Source organism: Vibrio sp. 10N.222.55.C6 (genome assembly GCF_041473395.1).
GTDB classification, from domain to species: domain Bacteria; phylum Pseudomonadota; class Gammaproteobacteria; order Enterobacterales; family Vibrionaceae; genus Vibrio; species Vibrio crassostreae_C.
This window is the reverse complement of record NZ_JBFRSD010000028.1, coordinates 267,481-292,593: the sequence shown is the minus strand read 5'-3', so window position 1 is coordinate 292,593 and position 25,113 is coordinate 267,481. Positions and strand designations below refer to the sequence as shown.

20 protein-coding genes and 1 other annotated feature are annotated in these 25,113 nt (G+C 43.9%); of the genes, 11 read left to right on the top strand and 9 right to left on the bottom strand.

All coding sequences use genetic code 11. The features are described 5' to 3' along the window. Window positions 1-341 precede the first annotated feature (341 nt). The 3 genes from clpB to rluD form a co-directional block, all read right to left on the bottom strand. Entirely contained in the window at window positions 342-2,915 is a 2,574-nt protein-coding gene (clpB, locus tag AB4486_RS16945; protein WP_065584733.1) for an ATP-dependent chaperone ClpB, read from the bottom strand. Between the two features lie 142 nt (window positions 2,916-3,057). Then, complete coding sequence (gene pgeF / locus AB4486_RS16940; RefSeq protein ID WP_017071396.1) at window positions 3,058-3,798, bottom strand: peptidoglycan editing factor PgeF; 741 nt, start codon at window positions 3,796-3,798, stop codon at window positions 3,058-3,060. A gap of 2 nt (window positions 3,799-3,800) precedes the next feature. Further along, complete coding sequence (gene rluD, locus AB4486_RS16935; protein ID WP_017059364.1) at window positions 3,801-4,775, bottom strand: 23S rRNA pseudouridine(1911/1915/1917) synthase RluD; 975 nt, start codon at window positions 4,773-4,775, stop codon at window positions 3,801-3,803. Window positions 4,776-4,912: 137 nt separating this feature from the next. Here rluD and AB4486_RS16930 point away from each other — a divergent pair, with 137 nt between their 5' ends. The 6 genes from AB4486_RS16930 (at window position 4,913) to yjjX (ending at window position 12,582) form a co-directional block, all read left to right on the top strand. Beyond that, window positions 4,913-5,641 (top strand): outer membrane protein assembly factor BamD, encoded by a 729-nt coding sequence (locus AB4486_RS16930; RefSeq protein ID WP_017059363.1) that lies wholly within the window; start codon window positions 4,913-4,915, stop codon window positions 5,639-5,641. Window positions 5,642-5,781: 140 nt separating this feature from the next. Then, a complete protein-coding gene (locus tag AB4486_RS16925) occupies window positions 5,782-7,206 on the top strand; it encodes a lytic transglycosylase F (protein WP_346393666.1) in 1,425 nt (474 codons plus the stop codon). 424 nt (window positions 7,207-7,630) lie between these two features. Next, on the top strand, window positions 7,631-7,966 hold the full coding sequence (gene hpf, locus AB4486_RS16920; protein ID WP_004735034.1) for a ribosome hibernation-promoting factor, HPF/YfiA family: 336 nt from the start codon (window positions 7,631-7,633) through the stop codon (window positions 7,964-7,966). Window positions 7,967-8,076: 110 nt separating this feature from the next. Beyond that, window positions 8,077-8,198, top strand: a sequence feature (Phe leader region). A 12-nt stretch (window positions 8,199-8,210) separates the two neighbouring features. Next, the gene (gene pheA / locus AB4486_RS16915; protein WP_017059361.1) at window positions 8,211-9,386 is read left to right on the top strand and encodes a prephenate dehydratase; all 1,176 of its coding nucleotides are present in this window, start codon (window positions 8,211-8,213) and stop codon (window positions 9,384-9,386) included. A gap of 333 nt (window positions 9,387-9,719) precedes the next feature. Then, entirely contained in the window at window positions 9,720-12,098 is a 2,379-nt protein-coding gene (locus tag AB4486_RS16910) for a putative bifunctional diguanylate cyclase/phosphodiesterase (protein WP_372117841.1), read from the top strand. After that, on the top strand, window positions 12,061-12,582 hold the full coding sequence (gene yjjX, locus AB4486_RS16905; RefSeq protein WP_017059359.1) for an inosine/xanthosine triphosphatase: 522 nt from the start codon (window positions 12,061-12,063) through the stop codon (window positions 12,580-12,582). The genes AB4486_RS16910 and yjjX overlap by 38 nt, the downstream gene beginning before the upstream one ends. A 128-nt stretch (window positions 12,583-12,710) precedes the next feature. On the opposite strand, the gene trpR is transcribed toward yjjX, so the two are convergent. Together trpR and sltY are read right to left on the bottom strand one after the other, a co-directional pair. Continuing rightward, on the bottom strand, window positions 12,711-13,004 hold the full coding sequence (trpR, locus tag AB4486_RS16900; protein WP_017059358.1) for a trp operon repressor: 294 nt from the start codon (window positions 13,002-13,004) through the stop codon (window positions 12,711-12,713). Between the two features lie 172 nt (window positions 13,005-13,176). Continuing rightward, complete coding sequence (sltY, locus tag AB4486_RS16895; RefSeq protein WP_372117839.1) at window positions 13,177-15,126, bottom strand: murein transglycosylase; 1,950 nt, start codon at window positions 15,124-15,126, stop codon at window positions 13,177-13,179. A gap of 263 nt (window positions 15,127-15,389) precedes the next feature. Between sltY and ettA the strand changes: the two genes are divergently transcribed. The 3 genes from ettA to AB4486_RS16880 all read left to right on the top strand — a co-directional run bounded on the left by ettA (window position 15,390) and on the right by AB4486_RS16880 (window position 18,597). Then, entirely contained in the window at window positions 15,390-17,057 is a 1,668-nt protein-coding gene (ettA, locus tag AB4486_RS16890) for an energy-dependent translational throttle protein EttA (protein ID WP_017056147.1), read from the top strand. A 90-nt stretch (window positions 17,058-17,147) separates the two neighbouring features. Further along, the gene (locus tag AB4486_RS16885) at window positions 17,148-17,516 is read left to right on the top strand and encodes a PilZ domain-containing protein (RefSeq protein ID WP_017059356.1); all 369 of its coding nucleotides are present in this window, start codon (window positions 17,148-17,150) and stop codon (window positions 17,514-17,516) included. Between the two features lie 49 nt (window positions 17,517-17,565). Then, window positions 17,566-18,597, top strand: a complete 1,032-nt coding sequence (locus AB4486_RS16880) for a M23 family metallopeptidase (protein WP_372100381.1) — start codon at window positions 17,566-17,568, stop codon at window positions 18,595-18,597. Window positions 18,598-18,726: 129 nt separating this feature from the next. Here AB4486_RS16880 and tyrA read toward each other — a convergent pair whose 3' ends face one another. From tyrA to nagZ, 3 genes are all read right to left on the bottom strand, one after another. Next, the gene (gene tyrA / locus AB4486_RS16875; RefSeq protein WP_017056144.1) at window positions 18,727-19,854 is read right to left on the bottom strand and encodes a bifunctional chorismate mutase/prephenate dehydrogenase; all 1,128 of its coding nucleotides are present in this window, start codon (window positions 19,852-19,854) and stop codon (window positions 18,727-18,729) included. Window positions 19,855-19,971: 117 nt separating this feature from the next. Beyond that, complete coding sequence (locus tag AB4486_RS16870) at window positions 19,972-21,045, bottom strand: 3-deoxy-7-phosphoheptulonate synthase (protein WP_017059354.1); 1,074 nt, start codon at window positions 21,043-21,045, stop codon at window positions 19,972-19,974. Window positions 21,046-21,291: 246 nt separating this feature from the next. Further along, entirely contained in the window at window positions 21,292-22,281 is a 990-nt protein-coding gene (gene nagZ / locus AB4486_RS16865) for a beta-N-acetylhexosaminidase (protein WP_050654338.1), read from the bottom strand. 121 nt (window positions 22,282-22,402) lie between these two features. Between nagZ and AB4486_RS16860 the strand changes: the two genes are divergently transcribed. Then, window positions 22,403-23,518: an anhydro-N-acetylmuramic acid kinase gene (locus AB4486_RS16860; protein ID WP_102332793.1), complete on the top strand. Its 1,116-nt coding sequence runs from the start codon at window positions 22,403-22,405 to the stop codon at window positions 23,516-23,518. Between the two features lie 45 nt (window positions 23,519-23,563). Beyond that, complete coding sequence (gene murQ, locus AB4486_RS16855; protein WP_032545650.1) at window positions 23,564-24,484, top strand: N-acetylmuramic acid 6-phosphate etherase; 921 nt, start codon at window positions 23,564-23,566, stop codon at window positions 24,482-24,484. Between the two features lie 117 nt (window positions 24,485-24,601). On the opposite strand, the gene AB4486_RS16850 is transcribed toward murQ, so the two are convergent. Beyond that, window positions 24,602-24,952, bottom strand: coding sequence for a DUF2799 domain-containing protein (locus AB4486_RS16850; protein ID WP_017059350.1), 351 nt, complete (start codon window positions 24,950-24,952; stop codon window positions 24,602-24,604). Window positions 24,953-25,113 lie beyond the last annotated feature (161 nt).

The following is a 25,113-nucleotide window of genomic DNA, read 5'->3' as shown; positions in this document are numbered from 1 at the left end:
TTAAATTGTTAAAGAGCTTTACTTGTTGAGCCTTCCTTTTAGTAAGGAGCCTCTCGAAGTGGACGGCCATTCTAGCGGATTAGATTCCAGTGTCAAACACTTTTTCCAGCTAATTTTTCAAAGCATCTTAAATGCTTATCACCGTCTTGTTACTCAGTTCAAACCGCTTGGTTATCCTTGGCAACGGAGGCGCATTATAGAGAGAATAATCCTTTGTACAAGGCTAAAAACGAAAAAAAACCGCCACCGGCGACCGTTCGAACACTATTCACACAAAGCGTTTAAAATAGGTACGATTAAGCCTTAATTTCGGCCAATCGTACCTACCGTTCTTACTTCAACTATTGGTGAGCAATAATGCGGTCGTTGTTTACTAATAGCTGCACTTTCTTATCTGGATTAATTTTTCCTGCCAGTATCGCTTTCGCTAACGGGTTCTCGACACTTTGTTGAATCGCTCTTTTCAAAGGTCGTGCACCATATACTGGATCAAAACCAACTTGAGAAATTAACTTGAGTGCTTTATCCGAAACTTCAAGCTCATAACCATTGTCTTCCATTCTCTTCTTAAGGTGCTCAAGCTGAATAGCGGCTATCGACTGAATGTGCTCTTGACCCAATGGATGGAACACCACGCTTTCATCAACTCGGTTCAAAAACTCAGGACGGAAATGTTTACCTACCACTTCCATCACTTCATTCTTTATTCCTTGGTAGTCGAGCGTATTGAAGTTCTCTTGAATTCTCGAAGAGCCAAGGTTGGATGTCATGATCACTACCGTGTTTCTAAAATCGACTGTACGACCTTGTCCATCAGTTAAGCGTCCATCATCAAGCACCTGCAATAAGATATTGAAAACATCAGGATGCGCTTTCTCTACTTCATCTAGCAAAATCACTGAATAAGGCTTGCGACGCACTGCTTCTGTTAAGTAACCACCTTCTTCATATCCAACGTAACCCGGAGGAGCACCAACCAAACGAGCAACAGAGTGTTTCTCCATAAACTCAGACATGTCGATACGCACCATTGCATCGTCACTATCAAACATGAAGTTCGCGAGTGTTTTACACAACTCCGTTTTACCAACGCCAGTTGGACCAAGGAATAAGAAAGATCCAATCGGCTTGTTTGGATCAGATAAACCTGCACGGCTACGACGAATCGCATTCGATACCACTTCGACTGCTTCCGCTTGGCCAATAACTCGCTTATGTAGAACACCTTCCATTTTAAGAAGCTTCTCTTTCTCGGCTTCTAGCATTTTAGAAACAGGTATGCCTGTTTGCTTCGATAGCACGTCTGCAATTTCTGCATCAGTGACCTTATTACGCAGCAGCGTCATTTCTTGCATTTCAGCTTGAGTCGCAAGATCTAACTGCTTCTCTAATTCTGGGATTCGACCGTATTGCAATTCAGACATTCGGTTAAGATCACCAGCACGTCTCGCAAAATCCATATCCATACGAGCTTGTTCTAGCTCTGACTTGATGTGTTGCGTGCCAGAAAGCGCGGCTTTCTCTGCATTCCACACTTCTTCAAGCTCTGCGAAATCTCGTTCTTTGTCAGAAAGCTCTTCTTGTAATGTTCGAAGGCGTTTTTCACTGGCTTCATCATTTTCATTGGTAAGAGCTTGCTGCTCGATCTTCAATTGAATGATTTTACGCTCGAGCTTATCTAGCGACTCAGGTTTTGAGTCGATCTGCATACGGATACTCGAAGCCGCTTCATCAATCAGATCAATCGCTTTATCCGGCAGTTGACGATCAGAAACGTATCGATGAGATAGTGTTGCTGCAGCCACGATTGCTGGGTCGGTAATTTCTACATGATGATGAAGTTCATAGCGCTCTTTCAAACCACGAAGAATCGCCACCGTGTCTTCAACCGTTGGTTCATCGACAAGCACTTTTTGGAAGCGGCGCTCTAACGCTGGATCTTTCTCTATGTATTGACGGTATTCATCAAGAGTCGTTGCGCCAACACAGTGGAGTTCACCACGAGCCAACGCTGGTTTTAGCATGTTACCGGCATCCATAGAGCCTTCACCTTTACCAGCGCCGACCATAGTATGAATTTCATCGATGAAGAGAATGATATTGCCCTCTTCTTTAGACAATTCATTGAGGACTGACTTCAAACGCTCTTCAAACTCACCACGATATTTAGCGCCAGCTACCAAAGCACCCATGTCTAATGAAAGTACGCGTCGGCCTCTTAAACCTTCTGGCACTTCATTGTTAATAATGCGCTGAGCCAAACCTTCAACGATAGCTGTCTTACCAACACCAGGTTCACCGATAATGACTGGGTTGTTCTTAGTACGACGCTGAAGTACTTGGATAGTACGGCGGATTTCGTCATCTCGGCCAATTACCGGATCCAGCTTGCCTTGCTCCGCTCTTTCAGTCAGATCGATGGTGAACTTCTCTAACGCTTGGCGTCGGTCTTCGGCATTTGGGTCATCAACTTTTTGACCGCCACGAACCTGCTCGATAGCTTGAGATAATTTTTGCTCAGTAAGGCCTAGCTCTTTAAGCAGGTTACCTAAAGGGCCTTTATCTTCAATTGCGGCAAGTAGGAAGACTTCCGAAGAAATGTATGTGTCTTGACGCTTTTGTGCGACCTTGTCACATAGGTTGAACAAAGTACCCATTGCATTCGACAGTTGAACATCACCACCGATACCACTTACTTTCGGTACACGGTCTAATATTTCGCTTAGCTTTGAACGCAATTGAACCACATCAATATTCAGCATGGTGAGCAATGGACGAATTGCACTACCATCTTGATTAAGCAAAGACACCATTAGGTGCACAGGCTCTATATATTGGTGATCACGACCTAATGCGAGCGACTGAGCATCAGATATCGCAATTTGGAATTTACTAGTGAATCGATCGAGACGCATGCCAACCTTCCTACTCTTAGATATGTTTATCTTATGGTTAGAAGATGGATACGGTAACGCGGATTTTCAAGGGATAAGAATGAAGAATAGAGCTGTTATAAAAATATAAATGAGCTGGATGACTGGTTGCACTAGTTAAAGGTTACTCTAGCCAAATAAAAGTAGCTTGGCGTCCAGTAATACCATCACGACGATAAGAATAGAACGCATCGGCATCAGCGAAGGTACATAGATTAGAGTCTGTCACAGAAGTTACACCAACTTTGTTCAGTCGTTGCGTTGCAAGCTGAGACATATTCGCTAGCCATTTGCCTGGTTCAGCTTTGGCTTCAAATGCGAGCTTAGCTTGAGAGTCAAAACTAACGAAAGCTTCCAACACATCATCGCCTACTTCAAAAGCTTGTTTGCCTATTGCAGGACCAAGCCAAGCAATGATCTTATTCTCTGAACCTAAGTTTGAAAACTTTGCGACGGCATTTTCAAGAATACCACCAGCAAGACCACGCCAACCAGCATGAACTGCAGCAACTTGAGTGCCTTTGGTATCAGTAAGGATTACAGGTAAGCAATCGGCTGTCATCGCAGAACAAACAACATCTTTAGCTGTGGTAAATGCACCGTCAGCATCAAGAATATCTGCCGTAGGGTGTAAAACCGTAACGACATCTGTTGAGTGAGTTTGATGTAGCCATACCGGAGCGGCAGGCATATTAGCGTGTTGCTTGAGCCAGGCTCTGTTGTTTTCAACAAGCGAAGTATCATCCCCAACATGCGTACCTAGGTTTAATCCTTGATACGCACCAGTAGAAAAACCATCAAAACGTGTCGAAGCAAATGCTTTCACGTTTTTTGGTGCATTCCAGTTAGGGATGATCATCGACATGATTAAATGTCGTCTTCCAAGTTTTCGCGCGCATCAACACGTAACGCTTCAGCCATCACAACCATGTCATTTGGCACAGGAGCGTGGAACTCAACTTCTTCACCTGTAATTGGGTGAACAAATTTAAGCATAACAGCGTGTAGCGCTTGGCGATCAAAAGAACGAATCATGGTCGTTAGTTCTTCAGATGCACCTTTTGGAATACGAGCACGGCCACCGTATGCAACGTCACCTAGCAGCGGGTGCTGAAGGTATGACATGTGAACACGGATTTGGTGAGTACGACCCGTTTCTAGGCGTAGACGAATACGAGTATGCTCGCGGAAGTGCTCAGCAACACGGTAGTGAGTTACCGCTGGTTTCCCTAATTCATTTACGTCCATTAGAGTACGCTTAGTTGCGTGACGGCTAATGCCTTTTTCTACCACACCACCAGCGGTCATTTTGCCAATTGCAATTGCTTCATACTCACGAGTAATACGACGCTTAGCAAGCGCACGCACAAGACGAGTTTGAGCTGGAACCGTTTTAGCCACAACCATAAGGCCTGTTGTGTCTTTATCAAGACGGTGCACAATACCTGCACGAGGCACTTCTGCAATCTGTGGGTAATGGAAAAGCAATGCGTTTAGTATGGTTCCATCCGGTGTGCCTGCGCCTGGGTGTACAACCAGATCGCGAGGCTTATTGATAACCAATAAGTCATCATCTTCGTAGACAATGTTTAGAGGAATATCTTGTGCTTCCCAGCGCTCTTCATCTGCAAGTTCAGCTTGCAAGATGATCTCTTCACCGCCCAAAACCTTAACGCGCGGCTTTGTAATAACTTCGCCATCCACTTGGATTTTGCCGTCAAGAAGCCACTCTTTAATGCGAGAGCGAGAAAAATCGGTAAATAGTTCAGCGACAGCTTGGTCTAAACGTTGACCTAACTGGCTGCTTTTTACTGTGTCTGTTAATGTGATCTGCTGAGCCATATCGAACTTTTTTAAAAACCGTGAGACTAATACCCATTAGTATGGATAAAATAGAATAATTGCATCATTGTATCTGTTACTGGTTAGAAAGTAACGGAAGCTTACGAAATATTTAATTCAAGGAATCGACGCCTGACATGAAACACCTTACTTTATCGGGTCTATTAGCCGTATCACTCTTGGTTGGTTGTTCAAGTAGTGAAGAGATAGTGCCAGATGTACCACCATCGGTTCTCTACTCTGACGCTCAAGAATCACTGCAGAGCGGTAGCTGGCTTTCAGCAATAGAAAAGCTAGAAGCCCTAGACTCACGTTACCCATTCGGCGCCTATTCTGAGCAAGTACAGCTCGATCTGATTTACGCTTACTACAAAAATGATGACTTGGCACTTGGCCTCGCTACCATTTCACGTTTCCTACGTTTGAACCCAACGCATGAGAAACAAGACTGGGTTCTTTACATGCGCGGCTTAACGCACATGGCGCAAGACCGAAACTTCATGCACGATATTTTTAATATCGACCGTAGTGACCGAGATCCTGAACCAGTGAAACTTGCGTTTGCTGACTTCAAGCGACTACTCGAACGTTTCCCTAGTAGCCCTTATGCTGAAGATGCACAAAAACGCATGTTCGCACTTAAGAACCGCCTAGCAGAGTATGACTTAGCAACCGCTGATTTCTACCTACGCCGCGAAGCTTGGATTGCTGCGATCAACAGAACGCAAGAGCTGCAAAAAACTTACCCAGACACCATTGCTGCGCGTAAGTCTTTAGATATCCAGCTAAAAGCTTATCAACAACTCGGCCTAGATGACGCTGTGTTAAGAACAGAAAAGTTGATTGAGTTAAACCCACTACCTTAATCAAACCTCTTACATCTCAATCCTAAAAGCGCGCTAATTTACTAGCGCGCTTTTTTTCATCTACATATCGCAAACTTGATGGATCGCATAATACACGGTATCTTCAAAAGATAACTTTTAACAAAACATCAACATGGAGTGTGGATGTGAGTAGGTTGTTATTATTTATCTGGATATCGCTATTTAGCCACTTATCCTACGCATTAGAACTGTCTCCATTAAGCAATAAGCCTTACATGGGTGACTTGGATGTGCTCAAAACCAAAGGAACGGTTAGAGTGCTAGTGTCTGCCGATCTTGGTTTCTATTACATCGAGGATGGCAAGCCAAAAGGCATCGTGGCAGAAATGCTCTACCACTTTGAGAAAAGCCTTCGTAAGAAACATCCCTATCTCAATGTTCAAATCATCCCCGTGCAACGAGATGATCTACTTCCCTCTTTAGAGTCTGGCTATGGTGATGTCGCTGTCGCTAACCTAACGATCACCGATAAACGATTACGAACCATCGATTTTTCGGATCCGATGATTAAAGATGGTAAAGAACTCATTATCACAGGGAAAAAGGCCGAACCTATCACCGAAATCAAGCAATTGAGTGGCAAAGAGGTGTGGATACGAGCAAGCTCGAGTTACTTCGAGAGTGTACAAAGAGTTAATAAGGAGCTTAACGAGCTAGGTTTACCACCACTGCATGTCCACTTTATCGAGGAGTCATTACAAGACTACGAGCTGATAGAACTGGTTAACCAAGGTTATATACAAGGCACAATTCTGGATAACCATAAAGCCAAGCTCTGGATCGATGTAATGGAAAACATTCAAGTCCATAACGACTTACCTTTACGAGAAAATGGTCGTATTGCTTGGGCTTTAAGAAAAGACAGCCCTCAACTGAAGAAAGAGATAAACAAATACGTCAAGACCGCACGAACAGGCACCCTGCTTGGGAATGTCATCTACCAGAAATACATCGACAATACTCGCTGGTTAGGCCGAGCACTCAACCCCAATAAAGTAGACCGAGTAGCTAAACTCTCAGATGTCTTTGAAAAGTATTCGAGCAAGTATGAATTTGATCCTTTAATGATGTCAGCTCAAGGTTTCCAAGAATCAGGACTGGATCAGAGCCGGATTTCTCATCGCGGGGCTATTGGTGTGATGCAGGTATTACCGAGTACCGCCAAAGATAAAAACGTCAACATCAAGAACATCCATAAGGTGGATAACAACATCCATGCGGGTGTGAAGTATATGCGCTTTATCAAAGACCGATATTTTGACGACCCGGCAATATCACCCGACAATCAAATCTACTTTACCTTGGCTTCTTACAACGCTGGTCCTGCTAAGATCAGAAAGATGAGGAGCATTGCCAAGCAGAAAGGTTACAACCCAAACATCTGGTTTAAAAACGTAGAAATCATCACTCGCAAATACGTGAGTAAAGAACCCGTAACCTATGTTGCCAACATCAATCGTTACTTCGTAATCTATAAACAATTACAAGCTATCAATGCTATCCGAGAGGACGGCACAGCGAGATTACTGAACACTAACGACTAGGATCGCCTCCATCCCAGAGCTGGGGAGCCAAAGGTATTAGGTAAAGCTAAAAAACACAAAAGCCGCATAAGAATACTTATGCGGCTTTTGTTTATCTAATTCTGAAGAAGCTTATGTAGCGACCTATATTACAAGACCTATATCACAAAACACTATTGAGTAAATTTCAATCAAGCACTTTCCATAGGCTGTAGGACGCCCCTAAAAACTGATTTAATTTTTAGCGAAGCCTTGCCTCCAAGTTATCGTTTTTCATAAGGATAACAAGCATTTTTCGCCAAAAAGATACTAAGACTTGCGTAAGATCACATTTGATTTTAATGCTTATCCCACCCAACCAAAACAAGATCTAGATCACATTCTTTATTCCTAAAAGTCGTAATCTGAAGTTAACCCATGAGGGATACAACAGAGGAAAACTTCTATGAAAATGAACATCACTGGTAAAAACATCGACATTACCTCTGCAATCCGTGATCACATAGAAAGCAAATTTAAAAAGCTAGATAAATGGCAAGTAGACATCATTGGCTGCCAAGCGAGCTTTAGCGAAGAACCAAACAAGAAGAAGAAATTTGAAGCGGTATTAACCGTACCAAAAGGCCAACTTGTTGCTTCATCAATCCATGACGACCTCTACGTAGCGATCAACGAAGTAGAACAAAAACTAGAGCGTCAACTCAACAAGCTACGCCATAAACCAGAAGCGCGCCGCGCTGAAAAGCCTGAAATCGAAGAGCTAGAAGCTGAAGTAGAATAAGGAAAGAGAACAGATTAAAAAATAGCGCCTCAGGGCGCTATTTTTTTGCTTGACGCTCGTAGCTCGCTTGCTTATTGTGTTTAAACATTCATAAAACAATCACTTTTTATGCACACTCAATCTTTGTTTATTTTTGACTTCTTTTTTCTTCCGTAAATCGGAGGCTAAGTCGTTTTAGAAAAACAAGTCAAAAACGAACAAGAAGCCTCCCACACTAGGGAGGCTTTTTTATAAGGACACATTTATGACTGACCGCTCAATTTCACTGGATGATATCCGCCTTCGTCTTAATGATTTAGACGACGAACTCCTGAAGTTACTTTCAGAGCGTCGCAAGCTAAGTATCGAAGTCGCTAAAAGCAAAGTAGAGACATCAAAACCAGTTCGTGATGCAGTACGAGAACAACAACTATTAGTTAAGCTGATCAACAACGGCAAAGATAAATACGAACTTGATGCGCAGTACATTACCAAGCTGTTTCACACCATCATCGAAGATTCCGTTTTACTACAACAGTCATACTTACAAAACCTAGCGAACCCGCAAAGCCGTAAACCATTGGCTCGCGTTGCATTCTTAGGTTCTAAGGGATCGTATTCTCACCTTGCGAGCCGCGAATACTTCAGCCGCAAGAATATGGAATTGATTGAGCTGAACTGTAATCACTTCAAAGAAGTCGCATCAACAGTAGAGTCTGGCCATGCCGACTACGGTGTCCTGCCGATTGAGAACACCAGTTCAGGGTCAATTAACGAGGTCTACGACCTGTTACAGCATACGACTCTATACATTGTTGGCGAACTTTCTCAACCGATTGAGCACTGCCTTGTTGCTAAAAGTGATATCCGTTTAGAAGACATCAAAACACTCTACTCGCACCCACAACCTCATCAACAATGCAGTGAGTTCTTGAGCCGCCTTAAGGGTGTCAACCTTGAGTCTTGCGCAAGCACCGCTGATGCAATGAAAAAAGTTAAAGAATTGGGTGGTAATGACGTAGCTGCTATTGGTAATGCATCGAGCGGTAAGCTTTATGGACTACAGCCAATCCAGAGCAATATTGCAAACCAAACAGAGAACCACACTCGTTTCATCGTTGTGGCGCGTAAGCCTGTTGAAGTATCGACTCAAATACCAGCGAAAACAACGCTCATCATGTCGACATCTCAAGAGGCGGGTTCTTTGGTAGAAACACTACTGATCCTGCAACGCTTAGGCATCAACATGACTAAGCTAGAATCTCGTCCTATCATGGGTAACCCTTGGGAAGAGATGTTCTATGTCGATTTAGAGGCGCATCTGGATTCAGATAATATGCAACAAGCGATAACGGAACTAACAGCCATTACTCGCCACCTTAAGGTGTTGGGTTGCTACCCAAGTGAGAACATCAAAGCGACTCAAGTTAAGTTGTCATAGCTGAAAGTGAGTATCAGCTTTTAGCTAACATAAGTATTTGGCCTACAGCAGGCCAAATACTTAAATCACCCTCTAGTCGAGTACTATTCTCGCTAAGAAAACTCACCCTAGCATGCCTGAAACACAATTCACTTGTTTCGCACATTCGGCACGCTTACTCTCTCCACTACTTGAGCCTTTCTAACAAAAACTCATTAGTGGCTTTTTTTATCAATAAAGACAAAACCTTACCCCCTTCACAGGAAATCATCGAACTACGTATAATTAATAGCGAGTAAGCATTAAGTAACATAAACTTATGCGCTTAATTTATAAATAGTGTTGTCATTAACTATGAAGCTAAGTACTAAAATCTTACTACTAATAGCCCCTGTGATACTGATCAGTACCGCGGCTTCTAGCTATATTATTTATTCGACGCAAAAAAGCAGTTTCATCAAACGCGAAGACAACGCACTTCAACTGAACATGGAAAAACTAGCCGGATACTTTCGCCAATCTCGTTCGTTCCTCAATAGCTACTCTTACACCTTGACCCAGAGTGATATGGTGAAGCGTTATTTTCTCACTGATCAAAATCTATCTCGCGATCTTGAACTGGTCAGTAATCTTCGAGAAGCCATTCATTTCCTGCAAGATGACGATGAAAGCTATACAGGTTTAGCGCTTCTTAATGGTGATCGAAAACTGCGTTATTACGCGGATAATAGCAATGACTCACGCACTCAGATTGACAGTAAGATATTGGAGTATGTTGACCTGCACTATCAAGACACCTTAGCAACATCGAGTACCAACTATATTCAAAACTCCCAAGGCGAAGGGATGTTGGTTCACTATGACAAGGTAGATAGAAAAGCGATTTTCCCAACCGTTAACAATCAACCCGACGATGTGTTCTTTGTTGTTGTCTCTGTCTCTCTCGACAAATTTAATGCGCTGAGAAAACAGATAGAGTTCGACTACCAAACCAGCTTGTTCTTCACATCCATAGCGGTTTCTTTGGAAAATGATGTTACTCACTCAGTCAAGCTTGCACCAGAACTGTACGCCACGGTCGATCCGGCGCAATTCCTGTTGGAAAACAAGCTCGATTCAATTTGGAACAAGCTGAGTTTGTCGTTTGCACTGTCTGCGTTTGTAACTGTCGCTCTGCTACTCATGCTTCTGTCTCGCACTGTGATTACTCCAATAACACGGCTCGATCGACAGCTACAGCAAGTCGAAAAAAAACAACGTAAGAACATTGAACGCTTAGGCACTCGTGATGAACTTGGCCGCTTATCACAGCGTTTTTATGACATGTACCAAGAGCTAGACAACACCTACCAGCAAACCAAGCTCTTGGCCGAAAATGATCAGTTAACCCAAATAGCCAATAGGCATCAGTTTCAAACCTTCGTTCAGCAATCGTTGCCAAAACCGAGTTCGAATACCGAAACCTGGGTTCTCTATTTTGACTTGGACAACTTCAAGTTTGTGAACGACAAATACGGGCATCAAATCGGCGACTCGATTCTGGTTTCTTTTGCTCAGCGTATTTCAGATATTTGTCGTCATTATAAAGAGGAATTCGACGCTCATTGTATGCCAGCCCGACTTTCTGGAGACGAGTTCGTTGTCTACATTAACGCTCCTAGTCACCGAGGAAATGTCGCGCATCGATTCTCGAACGATTTGCTCACTCCACTGCAAAAAGGCTTTGTCACCGAATCAGGCAGCTTTCCGATCACGGTCAGTATTGGTATTGCGACCTACCCTAATGATGGCAACTCAATCGAGAAGCTTCTGTCCAACGCGGATACCGCGATGTACCAAGCCAAGCGTGCCGGTAAAAACCAATTTGCTGACTATTCACGGGATTTAGACAAAGCCATTCAGCGCCAAGCAGATATTGAACGTGCGCTTAGAGGTAAGAATTTTGATGATGAATTCAGGCTCGTTTACATGCCCTACATGGATTCCACCGGGACTGATGTTATTGGCGTTGAGGTGTTATTGCGTTGGAATTCAAAGCAACTTGGTTTGGTTCCACCAGATGAGTTCATTCCAATAGCCGAACAAACCGGGCTGTTTGAACATGTTGACCGCTGGGTAATACAGAATGCGTTTGCTTCATTCCATCGACTTCAGGCTCAATTTGATCACTCAATTCAATTGTCGATCAACCTATCTTCTGCTGGCATTGAAACCACTCATCTTGCGGGTTTCATTAAAGAACACGCGGAGTTAAATCGAATTCCACCAAGCCTAATCGATTTTGAAATCACTGAAACCTTTTACTCAAATTCAGAAGGTTTTCCATTGCTGAACGAACTGGCATGCATGGGCTATCGACTTGCGATTGATGATTTTGGTTCCGGTTACACCTCTATCACTCAACTGGTGCAGTATCCAACTCAGAAAATTAAATTGGATAAAGCGTTTTTGGATACCTTGATTGAGACCAATAACCAGAACATCGTAAAACCGGTTATCGGGTTGTGTCATGCTCAGGGGAAAAAGGTCACCGCCGAAGGGATTGAAACTCAAGACATGCACCAGTGGTTACAGGATGCACAGTGCGATATGCTGCAAGGCTATTACTTTGGTAAACCCATGCCACTAGAAGAGTTGAGTGACTGGTACCGACAACATCAACTCAATCTAATCGACAACAAAAAGAATCCGACACATGAAATCTGTAATCATCGCATCGCTGAACCCAGCTAAAATAAACGCCGTTAAAAGTGCGTTCTTATCTGCTTTTCCTGATACTGAATTTGATTTCAAAGGCATCAGCGTCCCTAGTGGTGTCGCCGATCAACCGATGAGCAATGATGAAACCTATCAAGGTGCCGTGAATCGAGTTCACAACGCAACTCAAGCTCAGCCTGATGCAGACTTCTATGTTGGTCTAGAAGCGGGGATAGAAACAAACGTCACCTTTGCCTGGATGGTGATCGAAACGAATGGCCAACGTGGCGAGTCTCGTTCAGCAAGTCTGATGCTGCCACCAGCCGTGCTTGAGAAACTAGAGCATGCAAACGAGTTAGGGGATGTGATGGATGAAGTGTTTGGTACCGACAATATCAAACAGAAAGGTGGTGCCATTGGCCTACTGACACATAACCAATTGTCACGCAGTTCGGTCTATCATCAAGCTTTAATTTTGGCTCTGATCCCATTTGTGAATCCTGAACACTTTCCTATTTAGTATTTGAGGCTTCCTTAAACTTCAAAAGATTCCAAGAACAATCTTCAGAAACAAAAAACGCTAACATCCAGTTAGCGTTTTTTATCGAATTCGTATTCATACTATCGCGTGATAGCTTAATTCCATTATTACTTTAGCAATAGGTCGGCGATCACGACTTTCTCTTGCTCAGATTTGGCCTTTAGCTCATTTGAGCCTCTGGTTATCGTCGCTACGCCTACGCCCAGCATTTGACTCACCTGTCGTTGAGACATATCGCCTTTCATCAGCTCACAAAAGATATTAATTCGAGCAACCAGAGCATCTCGCTCGTCTGGTGTCATCATCATAGTCAACAACAGCTCGTGCTGATCTTTTTCGACAGCCGTCTTTACCAAGTCCATCAGTTGTTGCCAATTATCATATTCAGGTTGTGATGCCATATCTCTACACTTACTTTTAAATTCTGACTTTAAAGAGTCGCTTAACGATTGAAAGCGTTTAACACTTTATACCGAAACACTTGATGCGATCCAATGTAAAAAGGCAGTAAGTGGAAATGGTTAGCACTCACTGCCTTTATTCTTACTCAGTTTCGGGCCAAATGCCGAAGGCTTAGTATTTCGTTTTTGCCTCATGGGGCGCTAAAAACGTCCCTTTCTCACCCAAGATATCTCGATAGTAGGTCTCAAACATCAAGATATTCTGAACGTAGCCGCGCGTCTCTTTGAATGGGATCATTTCGATAAATGCAAAGGCATCGAGCTTTTCATCGCTGCGTGAACGCCACTGTTTCACACGGCTAGGTCCAGCATTATAAGCCGCAAACGCAAAGATACGGTTGTCATCATATTGAGCGAGTAAACCATCTAAGTAGTGACTGCCAATCTCAATGTTTTTGCCGACATCATAAAGATCATCGCTGCCCTGATACTTAATCTTATGTTTGTTCGCTGTGTATTGCGCCGTCTTGGGCATAATTTGCATAATGCCACGCGCGCCAACTGGAGAGCGAGCTTCTGAATCCATCGCACTCTCTTGTCTTGCTAAAGACATCAAAGTGATTGGATCGAGATCGTGCTTTTCAGCGTAGAAGTTAAACCACCACTTATGAGCAACAGGGAAGCGCAGCGCAATGTTATCCCACATCTTCGCAGAGATACTCGCTGTTACGGTAAAGTGATTCCAACGCTGTGTCGCAGCGTAAGCGGCAAGCATCTCTTTTTGCTCTTTATCTGCATTGGTCAGTAACCAGCGCCATTCACTTTTCGCTGCCGCAATTTTGTCTCGGTCAATCAGTTCACCAATACGCACCAAAGAGGTGTCGAATGGCTTCACTGTTTCAGCATTGTATTTAAGTGTCGATGTTGGATATTGAACTGGCTTACCTAACTGCTTAGCCGCAGCCACACTGTAGAAATTACGCTGACCCAAGATATCTGACAGTCGCTTATTGCCTTTGTCAGTATCGCCCGTCGCGATTTCAGCTCTGCCCTGCCAATATTGCCAACGAAGCGAAGCCTGATGTTTATCATCCAAGCGCGCTATCCACTCTTTCAAACCCGTCCAATCGGCATGTTGAATTGCTAAGCGAGCACGTCGTTCCAGCAGAACTTGCTTTGATGAACTCGCGAGCATTTTGTCGCGCCACACCATTAACTCTTCAGAGTCGGTGTTGATCAGACGAAACGTTAGGTAATCAGCGAGCTCTTGAGATTTCTCTTTCGAAAACTTCTGAGCCTTGATGACATCATCAAACACCTTTTGAGCACTGCTTGATGATTTCCTTGCTAGCTTCTCGAAAGCAAACTCGGTTTGAGCTTGGTAGAATTCATTCGCTGGATGTTTTTTAGCAAACGCGAGTACATTTTCAGGCTTGTTGTACAACGCCTTCATCTGCTTCGCTTGAGCAATTGACTCATCATGATCCAATTGCTTAATCAGATAGCTCATTAACTTACCGTTACGGCCCTCGAACGCTAGCAGCATTCTATCCAGAATCAGCTCATCAGTTCTTAGCCCAGCTTGATCCCAGCTTTTAAATAAAGGGTCACAAGCGTCATCAACACCACTACCACTCAACCAAAGTTGTTTAGCTCCTTTAAAGGCAAGCTCTTGGTTACCTTGCTCGTAATGCGCTCGATAATAAATACATTGGTATTTTTCACCGACAGGCTCTTTGGTTTGAAACTCAAGGATCGTCTTCCACTGTTTTTGAGAAGCCAATGAGTCCAAATAAGGTGCGCGTATTCGATTGGAGAAAGGCAATGCCTTGTTCTCTTCAATGAAAGCATCGACCTCAGCAGGTGTGCGATCACCTAAGCCAATCAGAAAGGCCCGATAATCGGTGTAAGGTGTTAAAGGGTATGTTTGAATTTTGTTACGCAGCGCGGAGTAAGCTTTTAGATCACGGCTGTCTAAAACCTCTTGCGCTTTGTCATAAAAGTCACGCTGCATTTCAAGCTCGGATGCATTGCTAGCCATAGCGACCGGAGCCAGTGAAACCGAAGACAAAATTGCCGATGCAGCCACAGCAATTTTCGTATTACCAATGCGGAAAAACATTCGCTCTTTCCTTAGTGCGTGTATGAATACGTGAAGTCTATTTACGCCCGACATCACATCAAATGTAAAGGATTTGAGTGTAAATATTATTAATATTTAACACTTCGCCTCAGAAGCCCATTAAATATAGTTTTAATGACCAATGTGACAATAATAGGTAAGGATTAGTTCAAGAGTGGCTTTTCTGCCCTAGGAGTAACATCTTTGAGGATATTGGTATAAAATAGCAGACAATTTTGAACAATAATTAGGATCGATCGGCAATGGCTGAATACGTATATACCATGTCTCGGGTGAGCAAAACTGTTCCACCTAAGCGTCAAATTCTTAAAGACATTTCTCTTAGCTTTTTTCCTGGCGCTAAAATCGGTGTTTTGGGTCTAAATGGTTCAGGTAAATCTACCCTACTACGTATCATGGCTGGTATTGATACTGATATTGATGGTGAAGCACGTGCACAACAAGGCCTTAAAGTAGGTTATCTACCACAAGAGCCTGTGCTAGACGAATCAAAAACTGTTCGTGAAATCGTAGAAGAAGCGGTTTCTGACGTTGCTGACGCGCTTAAGCGTATTGATGCGGTTTACGCAGCTTACGCAGAACCAGATGCAGACTTCGATGCACTGGCAAAAGAGCAAGGCGAACTAGAAGCTCTGATTCAAGCAAAAGACGGTCACAACCTAGAGACTGCTCTAGAGCGTGCTGCTGATGCACTTCGTCTTCCTGAGTGGGATGCGAAAATTGAATTCCTATCAGGTGGTGAGCGTCGTCGTGTTGCTATCTGTCGTCTACTTCTTGAAAAGCCAGACATGCTGCTTCTTGATGAACCAACCAACCACTTGGATGCAGAATCAGTAGCATGGCTTGAGCACTTCCTTGTTGATTACAGTGGTACTGTTGTGGCGATTACCCACGACCGTTACTTCCTAGACAACGCAGCTGGCTGGATTCTAGAACTTGACCGTGGTGAAGGTATCCCATGGGAAGGTAACTACACGTCTTGGCTAGAGCAAAAAGACGAGCGTCTTAAGCAAGAAAAAGCGGGCGAAAGCGCACGTCAAAAGACAATCGAGAAAGAACTTGAATGGGTTCGTCAAAACCCTAAAGGCCGTCAAGCTAAGTCTAAAGCTCGTATGGCTCGTTTTGAAGAACTGACAACTGGCCAATACCAGAAGCGTAACGAAACTAACGAACTGTTTATCCCGCCAGGTGAGCGTCTAGGTGACAAAGTTCTTGAAGTGAACAACCTAACTAAATCGTTTGGTGATCGCGTTCTTATCGACGACTTATCGTTCAGCATGCCTAAGGGTGCAATCGTCGGTATCGTTGGTGCCAACGGTGCAGGTAAATCAACACTATTCAAGATGCTAAGCGGTGCAGAACAGCCAGATTCAGGTACAGTTGAACTAGGCGAAACCGTTAAGCTTGCTTCTGTTGATCAGTTCCGTGACAGCATGGACGACACTAAGACAGTATTCCAAGAGATCTCTGAAGGCGCTGATATCATTAAGATCAACAACTTCGAAATCCCTGCGCGTGCTTACTGTTCTCGTTTCAACTTTAAAGGCAACGACCAACAGAAGATCATCGGTGAGCTTTCTGGTGGTGAACGTAACCGTGTTCACTTAGCGAAACTGCTAAAAGCGGGCGGTAACGTACTGCTACTCGATGAGCCTACCAACGACCTTGACGTTGAAACGCTACGTGCTCTTGAAGAAGCACTGCTTGAATTCCCGGGCTGTGCAATGGTTATCTCGCATGACCGTTGGTTCCTTGACCGTATTGCGACCCATATCTTAGACTACCGTGATGAAGGTCAAGTTAACTTCTACGAAGGTAACTATACTGAGTACACTGAGTGGCTTAAGCAGACTCTAGGCGCACAAGCGGCAGAGCCGCACCGTATCAAGTACAAGCGTATAGCTAAGTAAATAAGCTTGTATTTTGAACAAAGGCCGCGATAATAGCGGCCTTTGATATATCTGGCTTACGTGTAATGCATCGATATAGAGAGATTACTTATGGTTGAAAGACGTCAATTTTCACGAGTTATTTATCAAGTCCCGACTGAGATCTCACAAGGACAAGTAAAGGTATCAGGCTCAGTGCAAGACTTATCACTCCATGGTTTACTCATTCAATGCAATGAATCAAAACAACTTAGCCATGATGTCCCTGTTCAAGTGAGCTTTAAACTCGAAAACAGTGATATCAATATTCAGTTAGAAGCAACGATAGTCTCTACCATCAATACCTCAATGCGTTTACGCATAGAGCATTTAGATATTGATAGTATCAGCCACCTTAAGCGCCTTGTTGAGCTTAATGTTGGTGACGATGACCTGCTTTATAGAGAGATTGAACACCTTACCGACTTAGGTAAGGAATAATATCTCCATTACCCTTTTTCTATTAGAAGCATTTAGTTAATACAGAACCATGTCTAAAAAAGTGTCCATTACTATTCCCTCTAGTCAGGGGGAACAGACGTTTTACTTCGGTCGAAAAGCCGTACTCTTATGCATGACAACCCTGCTCTCAGTACCGATGTTGATTGGTGGTGCAACCTACATGCACCTTGAGAGTAAAAACAAGCTAGCTGCACAAGCCGGTGATGCACAACAGTTAATTGAAACTCTGATTGTTGAAAAAGAGCAGACCGAGTTCTTATACGCGGAACAAGTTGAAACCAACCACAACCTATCTCAAACCTTAACTGAGAAAGAAGGTACGATTCAATTACTGGGTAAGCGTGTATTCGATGTGGAATCCGTTCTAGGCCTGGCTGATGAAGAGTTACACACCGATGAGGTTTCACTAGAAGACCGTATTGATGCTGCAGCCGTCGATTCCGCGGTAAGAGCTACCATGTTCCGCTTAATTCCTAATGATAGTCCGATGGCTTATCAACGCATCTCGTCTTCATACGGTCGCCGTACTAACCCAATTACAGGCAAACGCCACAACCATACTGGTATCGACCTTACTTGTAAGCGTGGTGAAGATATCTTAGCACCGGCAGATGGTGTGATTGAAACCGTACGCCCAAGCAAGAAAGGCTTTGGTAACTTTATCACCATGCGCCATTCATTTGGCTTCATGAGCTCTTACGCGCATCTGCAAAAATTCAAAGTTCGCAGCGGTCAGTTTGTCAGTAAAGGTGATGTGATTGCGAGCTGTGGTAACTCAGGTAACTCAACTGGGCCACATCTGCATTATGAAGTACGCTTCCTTGGTCGCTCATTGAACCCTCAATACTTGATGGATTGGACACCAGAAAACTTCAATTACGTGTTTGAGAAAGAGAAAAAGGTGAAATGGGGCCCACTCGTTCAGCTGATTGATAACGTGGTTCGCTTGCAGATCAACCTAACTAACGTGCCTTACATCAGTTCAACTATCGACACAGTATCCAGCGATGATAACCGAGTCTCGAACGAGAATAACAAAGAGCCTATCGTGACTAACTAGGTTTGTTCGTTTGGCCCATGATGATCCAAATGCATTTCGCCTACTATAGGCCAGATGCAATATCGGCATTCAACACAAACAAAAAGAGCGACCAAATGGTCGCTCTTTTTTATTTTTCAAACCACACTATTAACCGCGATGAATCGAGTCATGTGCTTGTTTTAACAGGCTTTGGCTCTCTTGTAAAAATTGTTGTGAGTAGTCACCAAACCAATCACTCACTTGGTTGAAGCTCTCAACAAACTTAGCCTTATCTTTGCCATCTAGAATTTCTAACGCTTCTCCGAAACAGCTATGGAAGCGTCGAATCATCTCAATATTCTCATCCGAAGAAAGAATGATATCGCCGTACAAGTTCGGGTCTTGAGCAAACAGACGACCAACCATCGCAATCTCAAGTCGGTAGATTGGCGAGCTTAGTTTCAGAAGTTGATCAATGTTCGGGTTCTCTTTACTCAGGTGCAAGCCGTAAGCAAAAGAGGTGAAGTGACGAAGTGCTTGAATCAAGGTCATGCCGTGATCGTGTTCAGCTGCATCCATCTGGCAAAGGCTCGCGCCCCAAATACCAAATTGATTCAGTAGCCATTGGTAACTTTCAGAACCACGACCATCACTGTAAACAATCACCTGCTTAGCAAGGCTAGGAACATCAGGGCCAAACATTGGGTGCAATCCAACTACTGGGCCTTGATGCATGTTCATCATTGCTTGTAGAGGTTTAGATTTAATTGACGTCAAATCACATAGAATACAATCGCTTGGTAGATTACCTAGCTTCGCAATCACACCTTCCGTTAGGTGAATTGGAACCGTAACAACCACAAGCCCAGCATTATCTAAGATTTCGTCGGCCTTATCCCAATCTTGGCTGCCAAGGATTTTTACTTCGTAGCCAGACAGTTTGAACATACGACCAAACAAGCCACCAAGTTGACCATTACCACCAACGATAACCACTGAACGTAACTCTGGGTTAAGACACTTAAAGCCAGAATCTTTCTCGCTGGCATAAGACTCACGCATAGTACGACGCAAAATATCTTCGATTAACTGTGGTGGAACCCCTATTTTCTCAGCTTCTTGACGACGAGATGCCAGCATCGCAGCTTCACGCTCTGGTACATAAATAGGTAAACCATGTTCACTTTTTACTTCGCCTACTTTCTCTACTAGAGCAAGGCGTTGAGCCAGTAAATCCAACATTTGTTTATCGACAGCATCGATTTGGTCGCGTAATTCGTTCAGTTCAACGGCCATTTTATTCCTTACTAATCTATAAGCCCGTGCCAATCTATAAGCCCACAATCATGCAGGTTCGCTAGCAACAGATCTTAAAATGCCTCATTAGATGAGGCACTTAAATTTAAACTCTGACTAACCTTTCAAGCGGTTCTCTAAGAACGGGACTAATTCCGTATGTGCATGTTTTAATAGTGCCTCAGTTGAATCCCAATTGATACACGCGTCGGTAATAGAAACGCCGTATTTCATCTCATTGAGAGGTATATCCGAAGATTGGTTTCCTTCGTTAATATGGCTTTCAATCATCAGGCCGATAATCGACTTGTTGCCTTCACGAATTTGGTGAATCACATCTTCTGCAACTAAAGGTTGGCGACGGAAATCTTTACGAGAGTTCGCGTGGCTACAGTCGACCATTAGCGCTGCCTCTAAACCAGATTTACCCAGCTCTTGCTCACATTCGTGTACCGATACTGAATCGTAGTTCGTCTGCTTACCGCCACGTAAAATCACGTGACCATTTGGGTTACCTTGCGTTGTTAGTAGTGCAACCTGACCTTCGCGGCTGATACCCATGAAACGGTGGCTAGAAGAAGCCGCCTGCATTGCGTTGATTGCAGTGCCTAGGTTGCCATCGGTGCCGTTTTTAAAACCGATTGGCATTGAAAGACCACTTGCCATCTCACGGTGAGTTTGAGATTCAGTCGTACGTGCGCCGATAGCTGCCCAGCTGAAGGTATCTGCTAGGTATTGCGGGCTGATTGGATCTAATGCTTCAGTCGCCAATGGAATTTCCATCTCAGCGAGTTCAACAAGTAGCTCACGACCAACATGCAGACCATGCTCAATATCGAAAGTGCCGTCTAGATGCGGGTCATTGATCAAACCTTTCCAACCTACAGTGGTACGAGGTTTCTCAAAGTAAACACGCATAACAATATACAGTTGATCGCTAAGTTGCTCAGATAAGGCTTTAAGGCGTTTCGCGTACTCTTTCGCAGCTTCAATGTCATGGATAGAACATGGGCCACATACAACAAGCATGCGATGATCTTTCTTATGAATGATGTTTGCGATAGTTTGACGAGACTCTTGAATGAAACGACGAGCATTATCACTCAAAGGCAGTTTTGCTTTTAACTCCTCAGGAGTAATCAGTACCTGTTCGTCGATGATATTGACATTGCTTAATTCACTTTTCTGCATAACTCAACCTGTATATTTATTTTTACACCCAACATTTCCGTTTGGGTTAACAATCTTTAAAAACACAATAACAGCTAAAAAAACGATTGCAAGTGTAAACAATAAAAAACATTAAGTGTAAATTTTATTTTACACATTAGATTTGACTCACTCTAAGAGATAAATAGGTTTAAACCACGGATCACACATACAAAAAAGGCGATATTTATCATATCGCCTTATCTAAAATTATAATGTGTTTATTTATCACTCACTGCCTAGCATTCGCTTAATCGTCTCTGAGGTCTCTTTCCACCTAGCATCCGAGTGAAGTGTCGACAAATCAAAGCTGTGTTTTTTAAGCAATGAGTTGGCTAAAGGCACCTCTTGAATCGCTAAGTGATCCAGAGCTTCAATTTGTGCATCTCGTTTATTACACATCAACACCATGTCACAACCTGCATTCAAGGCCGCTTTCGCTCTGTCGGCTGGTCCACCCATTATGGCAGCGCCTTCCATCGTTAAATCATCAGAGAACACCAAGCCTTTAAACCCAAGCTGCTGCTTCAATACTTTCTGCAGCCAATACTGTGAACCGCTCGCAGGTTGATCATCATAGTGAGAGAAAACCACGTGAGCTGGCATCATGGCATCCAATATTCCAGCTTCAATTTGCGCCTTGAAGATTGCCATGTCTGTTTCAAAGATGTCGTCTCTAGGGTCATATGGCGTCTCTAAGTGTGAGTCAGCAATCACGCCACCGTGTCCAGGGAAGTGCTTGCCTGTCGTCGCCATGCCAACCGACTTCATGCCTTTGATGAAAGCGCTGCTATGACGAACAATAGTATCAATATCTTCGCCAAACGCTCGGCTACCAATCGCTTTACAGTCATGGCCTTTGTCTAATACTGGCGCAAAGCTCAGATCGATATCGTGGGCAATCAATTCTGCCGCCATCAGCCAGCCAGCCTGTTCTGCTAAATGTTCACCGTTATTCTTAGTCGCGAATTCTTGAGCAGCTGGGATAATTGAAAAGCCATCGCGGAAGCGCTGAACTCGACCACCTTCTTGGTCAACACCAATCAAAATAGGACGTTTCGCTACCTTACGAATTTCTTTGTTTAACGCCGATAACTGTTTGCTATCGTGGTAGTTTCGAGCAAATAAGATGAGACCACCAACAGTTGGGTGCTCTAAAATTTCTCTGTCTTCAGCTGTCAGCTCGTAGCCTGCAACATCAACCCACAACGGTCCCATATTTATCCCTTATTAAACCTAATTTCATAAACTTCCCGAGATTATTCTCTTTAAATTTGCTTTACAATGTTTTTAAACCAATCTGTGGAAGACTTTAAGAATGCAGTGCAAGAGCTTAGAAATGGATCATAAAGAACTGTATATCGGTGTGATGTCAGGGACGAGTATGGACGGTGTTGATACTGCCTTAGTGTCGATTGAAGATACGCGCATCACATTGCTTGCTCATGATGAGTTCCCAATGCCTGACGACCTCAAAGCGCGTCTGCTTGAAGTTTGTATTGGTCAGAAAACCGATTTGATTGCCATTGGCGAACTCGACCACCAGCTTGGCCATCTGTTTGCTGATGCGGTTCTGCAACTTCTCGAAAAGTCAGGCACACCAGCACCTTCTGTAACTGCGATAGGTAATCATGGTCAAACAGTGTTCCACCAGCCAACAGGCGATTCGCCATTTACCATGCAGTTGGGTGATGCCAACATCATTGCCGCTAAAACACAGATTCAAACGGTTGCCGATTTCAGGCGTAAAGACATGGCATTAGGCGGACAAGGTGCGCCATTAGTCCCCGCCTTCCACCATACGATTTTCCACCCGCAAGACAGCTCGGTTGTGGTGTTGAATATTGGTGGTATCTCGAATATTTCAGTGCTGCGCCCTAATCAGCCAACGCTTGGTTATGATACAGGTCCGGGCAATATGTTGATGGACGCTTGGGTTGATAAACACACGGGTGAGAAGTTTGACCGTGATGCGCAATTTGCGCTTAAAGGTCAACTCAATCAAGCTTTACTCGAACAGTTGTTAAATGAGTCTTATCTATCTCAAATGCCACCGAAAAGTACTGGTAGAGAACTATTCAACCTACCTTGGCTAGAGCAACAATTAACAGAATTTAAAGATCTTGCAGTAGAAGATGTTCAGCGCACGCTTTGTGAATACACCGCATTGACGATAGCCAATGAAGTGGAGACTTATCGCTTGGGTAACCAGCCTGCACTGTATGTGTGTGGCGGTGGTACAAGAAACCCATTGTTGATGAAGAGACTGTCTGAACTGCTTCCAAGTTGGGAGGTTGACTCAACCACCAGTAAAGGCGTGGATGCTGATTACATGGAAGCAATGGCCTTTGCGTGGCTTGCTCAGCGTCATGTTCATAAACTGCCAAGCAATTTACCAGAAGTGACTGGCGCAAGCAGAGCGGCCTCTCTAGGCGTTCTCTATCGAGCTGACTAAACAACTTTAGAACCATCATTTTAGAATCACCATTTAAGGATCATTATGAGTAACGACGCTCTCATATCAGCGCTCTCGCACCTCGTTTCGGAGGGGAGAAACCCTGACACTATGGATATTGATCTGCTCACCTCTCTCGAAGTGGTTGAAAAGATTAACCAACAAGACAAGCAAGTCCCGCTGGCGATTGAAGCGGAACTGCCACAGATCGCGAAAGCGGTCGATAAAATTGCTCATGTCTTTCAAAACGGTGGTCGACTGATTTATATGGGCGCAGGCACCAGTGGTCGATTAGGTGTGTTAGACGCCTCAGAATGCCCACCGACTTTCGGTGTTTCGGACAAAATGGTTATCGGCTTAATTGCAGGCGGACCAGAGGCGATTTTAAAAGCCAAAGAAGGTGCAGAAGACTCGCTAACTCTCGGCATTGAAGATCTGAAAGCGATTCAGTTTTCAGAAAATGATGTCGTGGTAGGTATTGCTGCGAGCGGTCGCACACCTTACGTGATTGGTGCACTCAACTATGCCAATCAGCTTGGCGCAGTAACGGTTGCATTATCTTGTAACCCTGACTCTCCAATTGCTGAAATCGCTCAAATCGCAATTAGCCCGGTGGTTGGCCCAGAAGCATTGACTGGTTCAACACGACTCAAATCAGGTACAGCACAAAAGCTGGTGCTTAATATGCTGACCACTGCCAGCATGATTCGCATTGGTAAGAGCTACCAAAACCTTATGGTCGACGTAAAAGCGACCAATGAAAAGTTGGTTGCCCGCGCCGCTCGTATCGTTATCCAAGCAACGGAGTGCGATAAAGCACTGGCGGTGTCGACACTTAAAGCGACTGATTACGATGTGAAGTTATCTATTTTGATGATTCTAACAGGGCTAGATTTAGAGTTAGCCAAGGCTCAGCTTGATAAGCAAAATGGCTTCTTGAGAAAAGCCGTCGAGAATAATCAGTAATCTTAATTTGGCTTGTAGCTTCTCATTTAGACAGCTACTTCAACGACATACAAAAAGACCAGCACACACGCGGTACTGGTCTTTTTTTAGTTTTAATTTTTTATGGCTAGCTTGGGCTTAATAGTCGTTTGAGAACTCGTCCCAGCCGCGTTGCCATTCCATACGGAAACGTTGAGCGTCTTCCGTACCAGAACACACGCCTTCATACACCTGACCAGATAAACCAATCTGATAAGCATGGTTCGGATTACAATATTCAGTCACACCTAGGTGATAACCTTCTGTGTAACTCGCTTGATCGACTGCGCCAAGCTCAGTCATCTCTGAATACGAACGCTGAGTGTGGCCTTTGATACCATCACGATAACCAATCTCTTGCCAATTGCCTTCAGCTGCTAAATCTTGAACATTGGCGCTGCATCCTGCAAGGCTAAATGCCACGGCGAATAGTACGATTATTTTTTTCATTTCAATCCTTTATATTGTTACTTCACCACTTTCTGACGAAGCGCTGCCTTTGTGGTGATTCTCCGCTGAACGCCTATCGATGTCCACTTATTGTCTAATGTTCGCCACTTTAGGTTCATTCCGACCACTCAGAATCAATAGTCGCCGTTAAGCCAACTCAA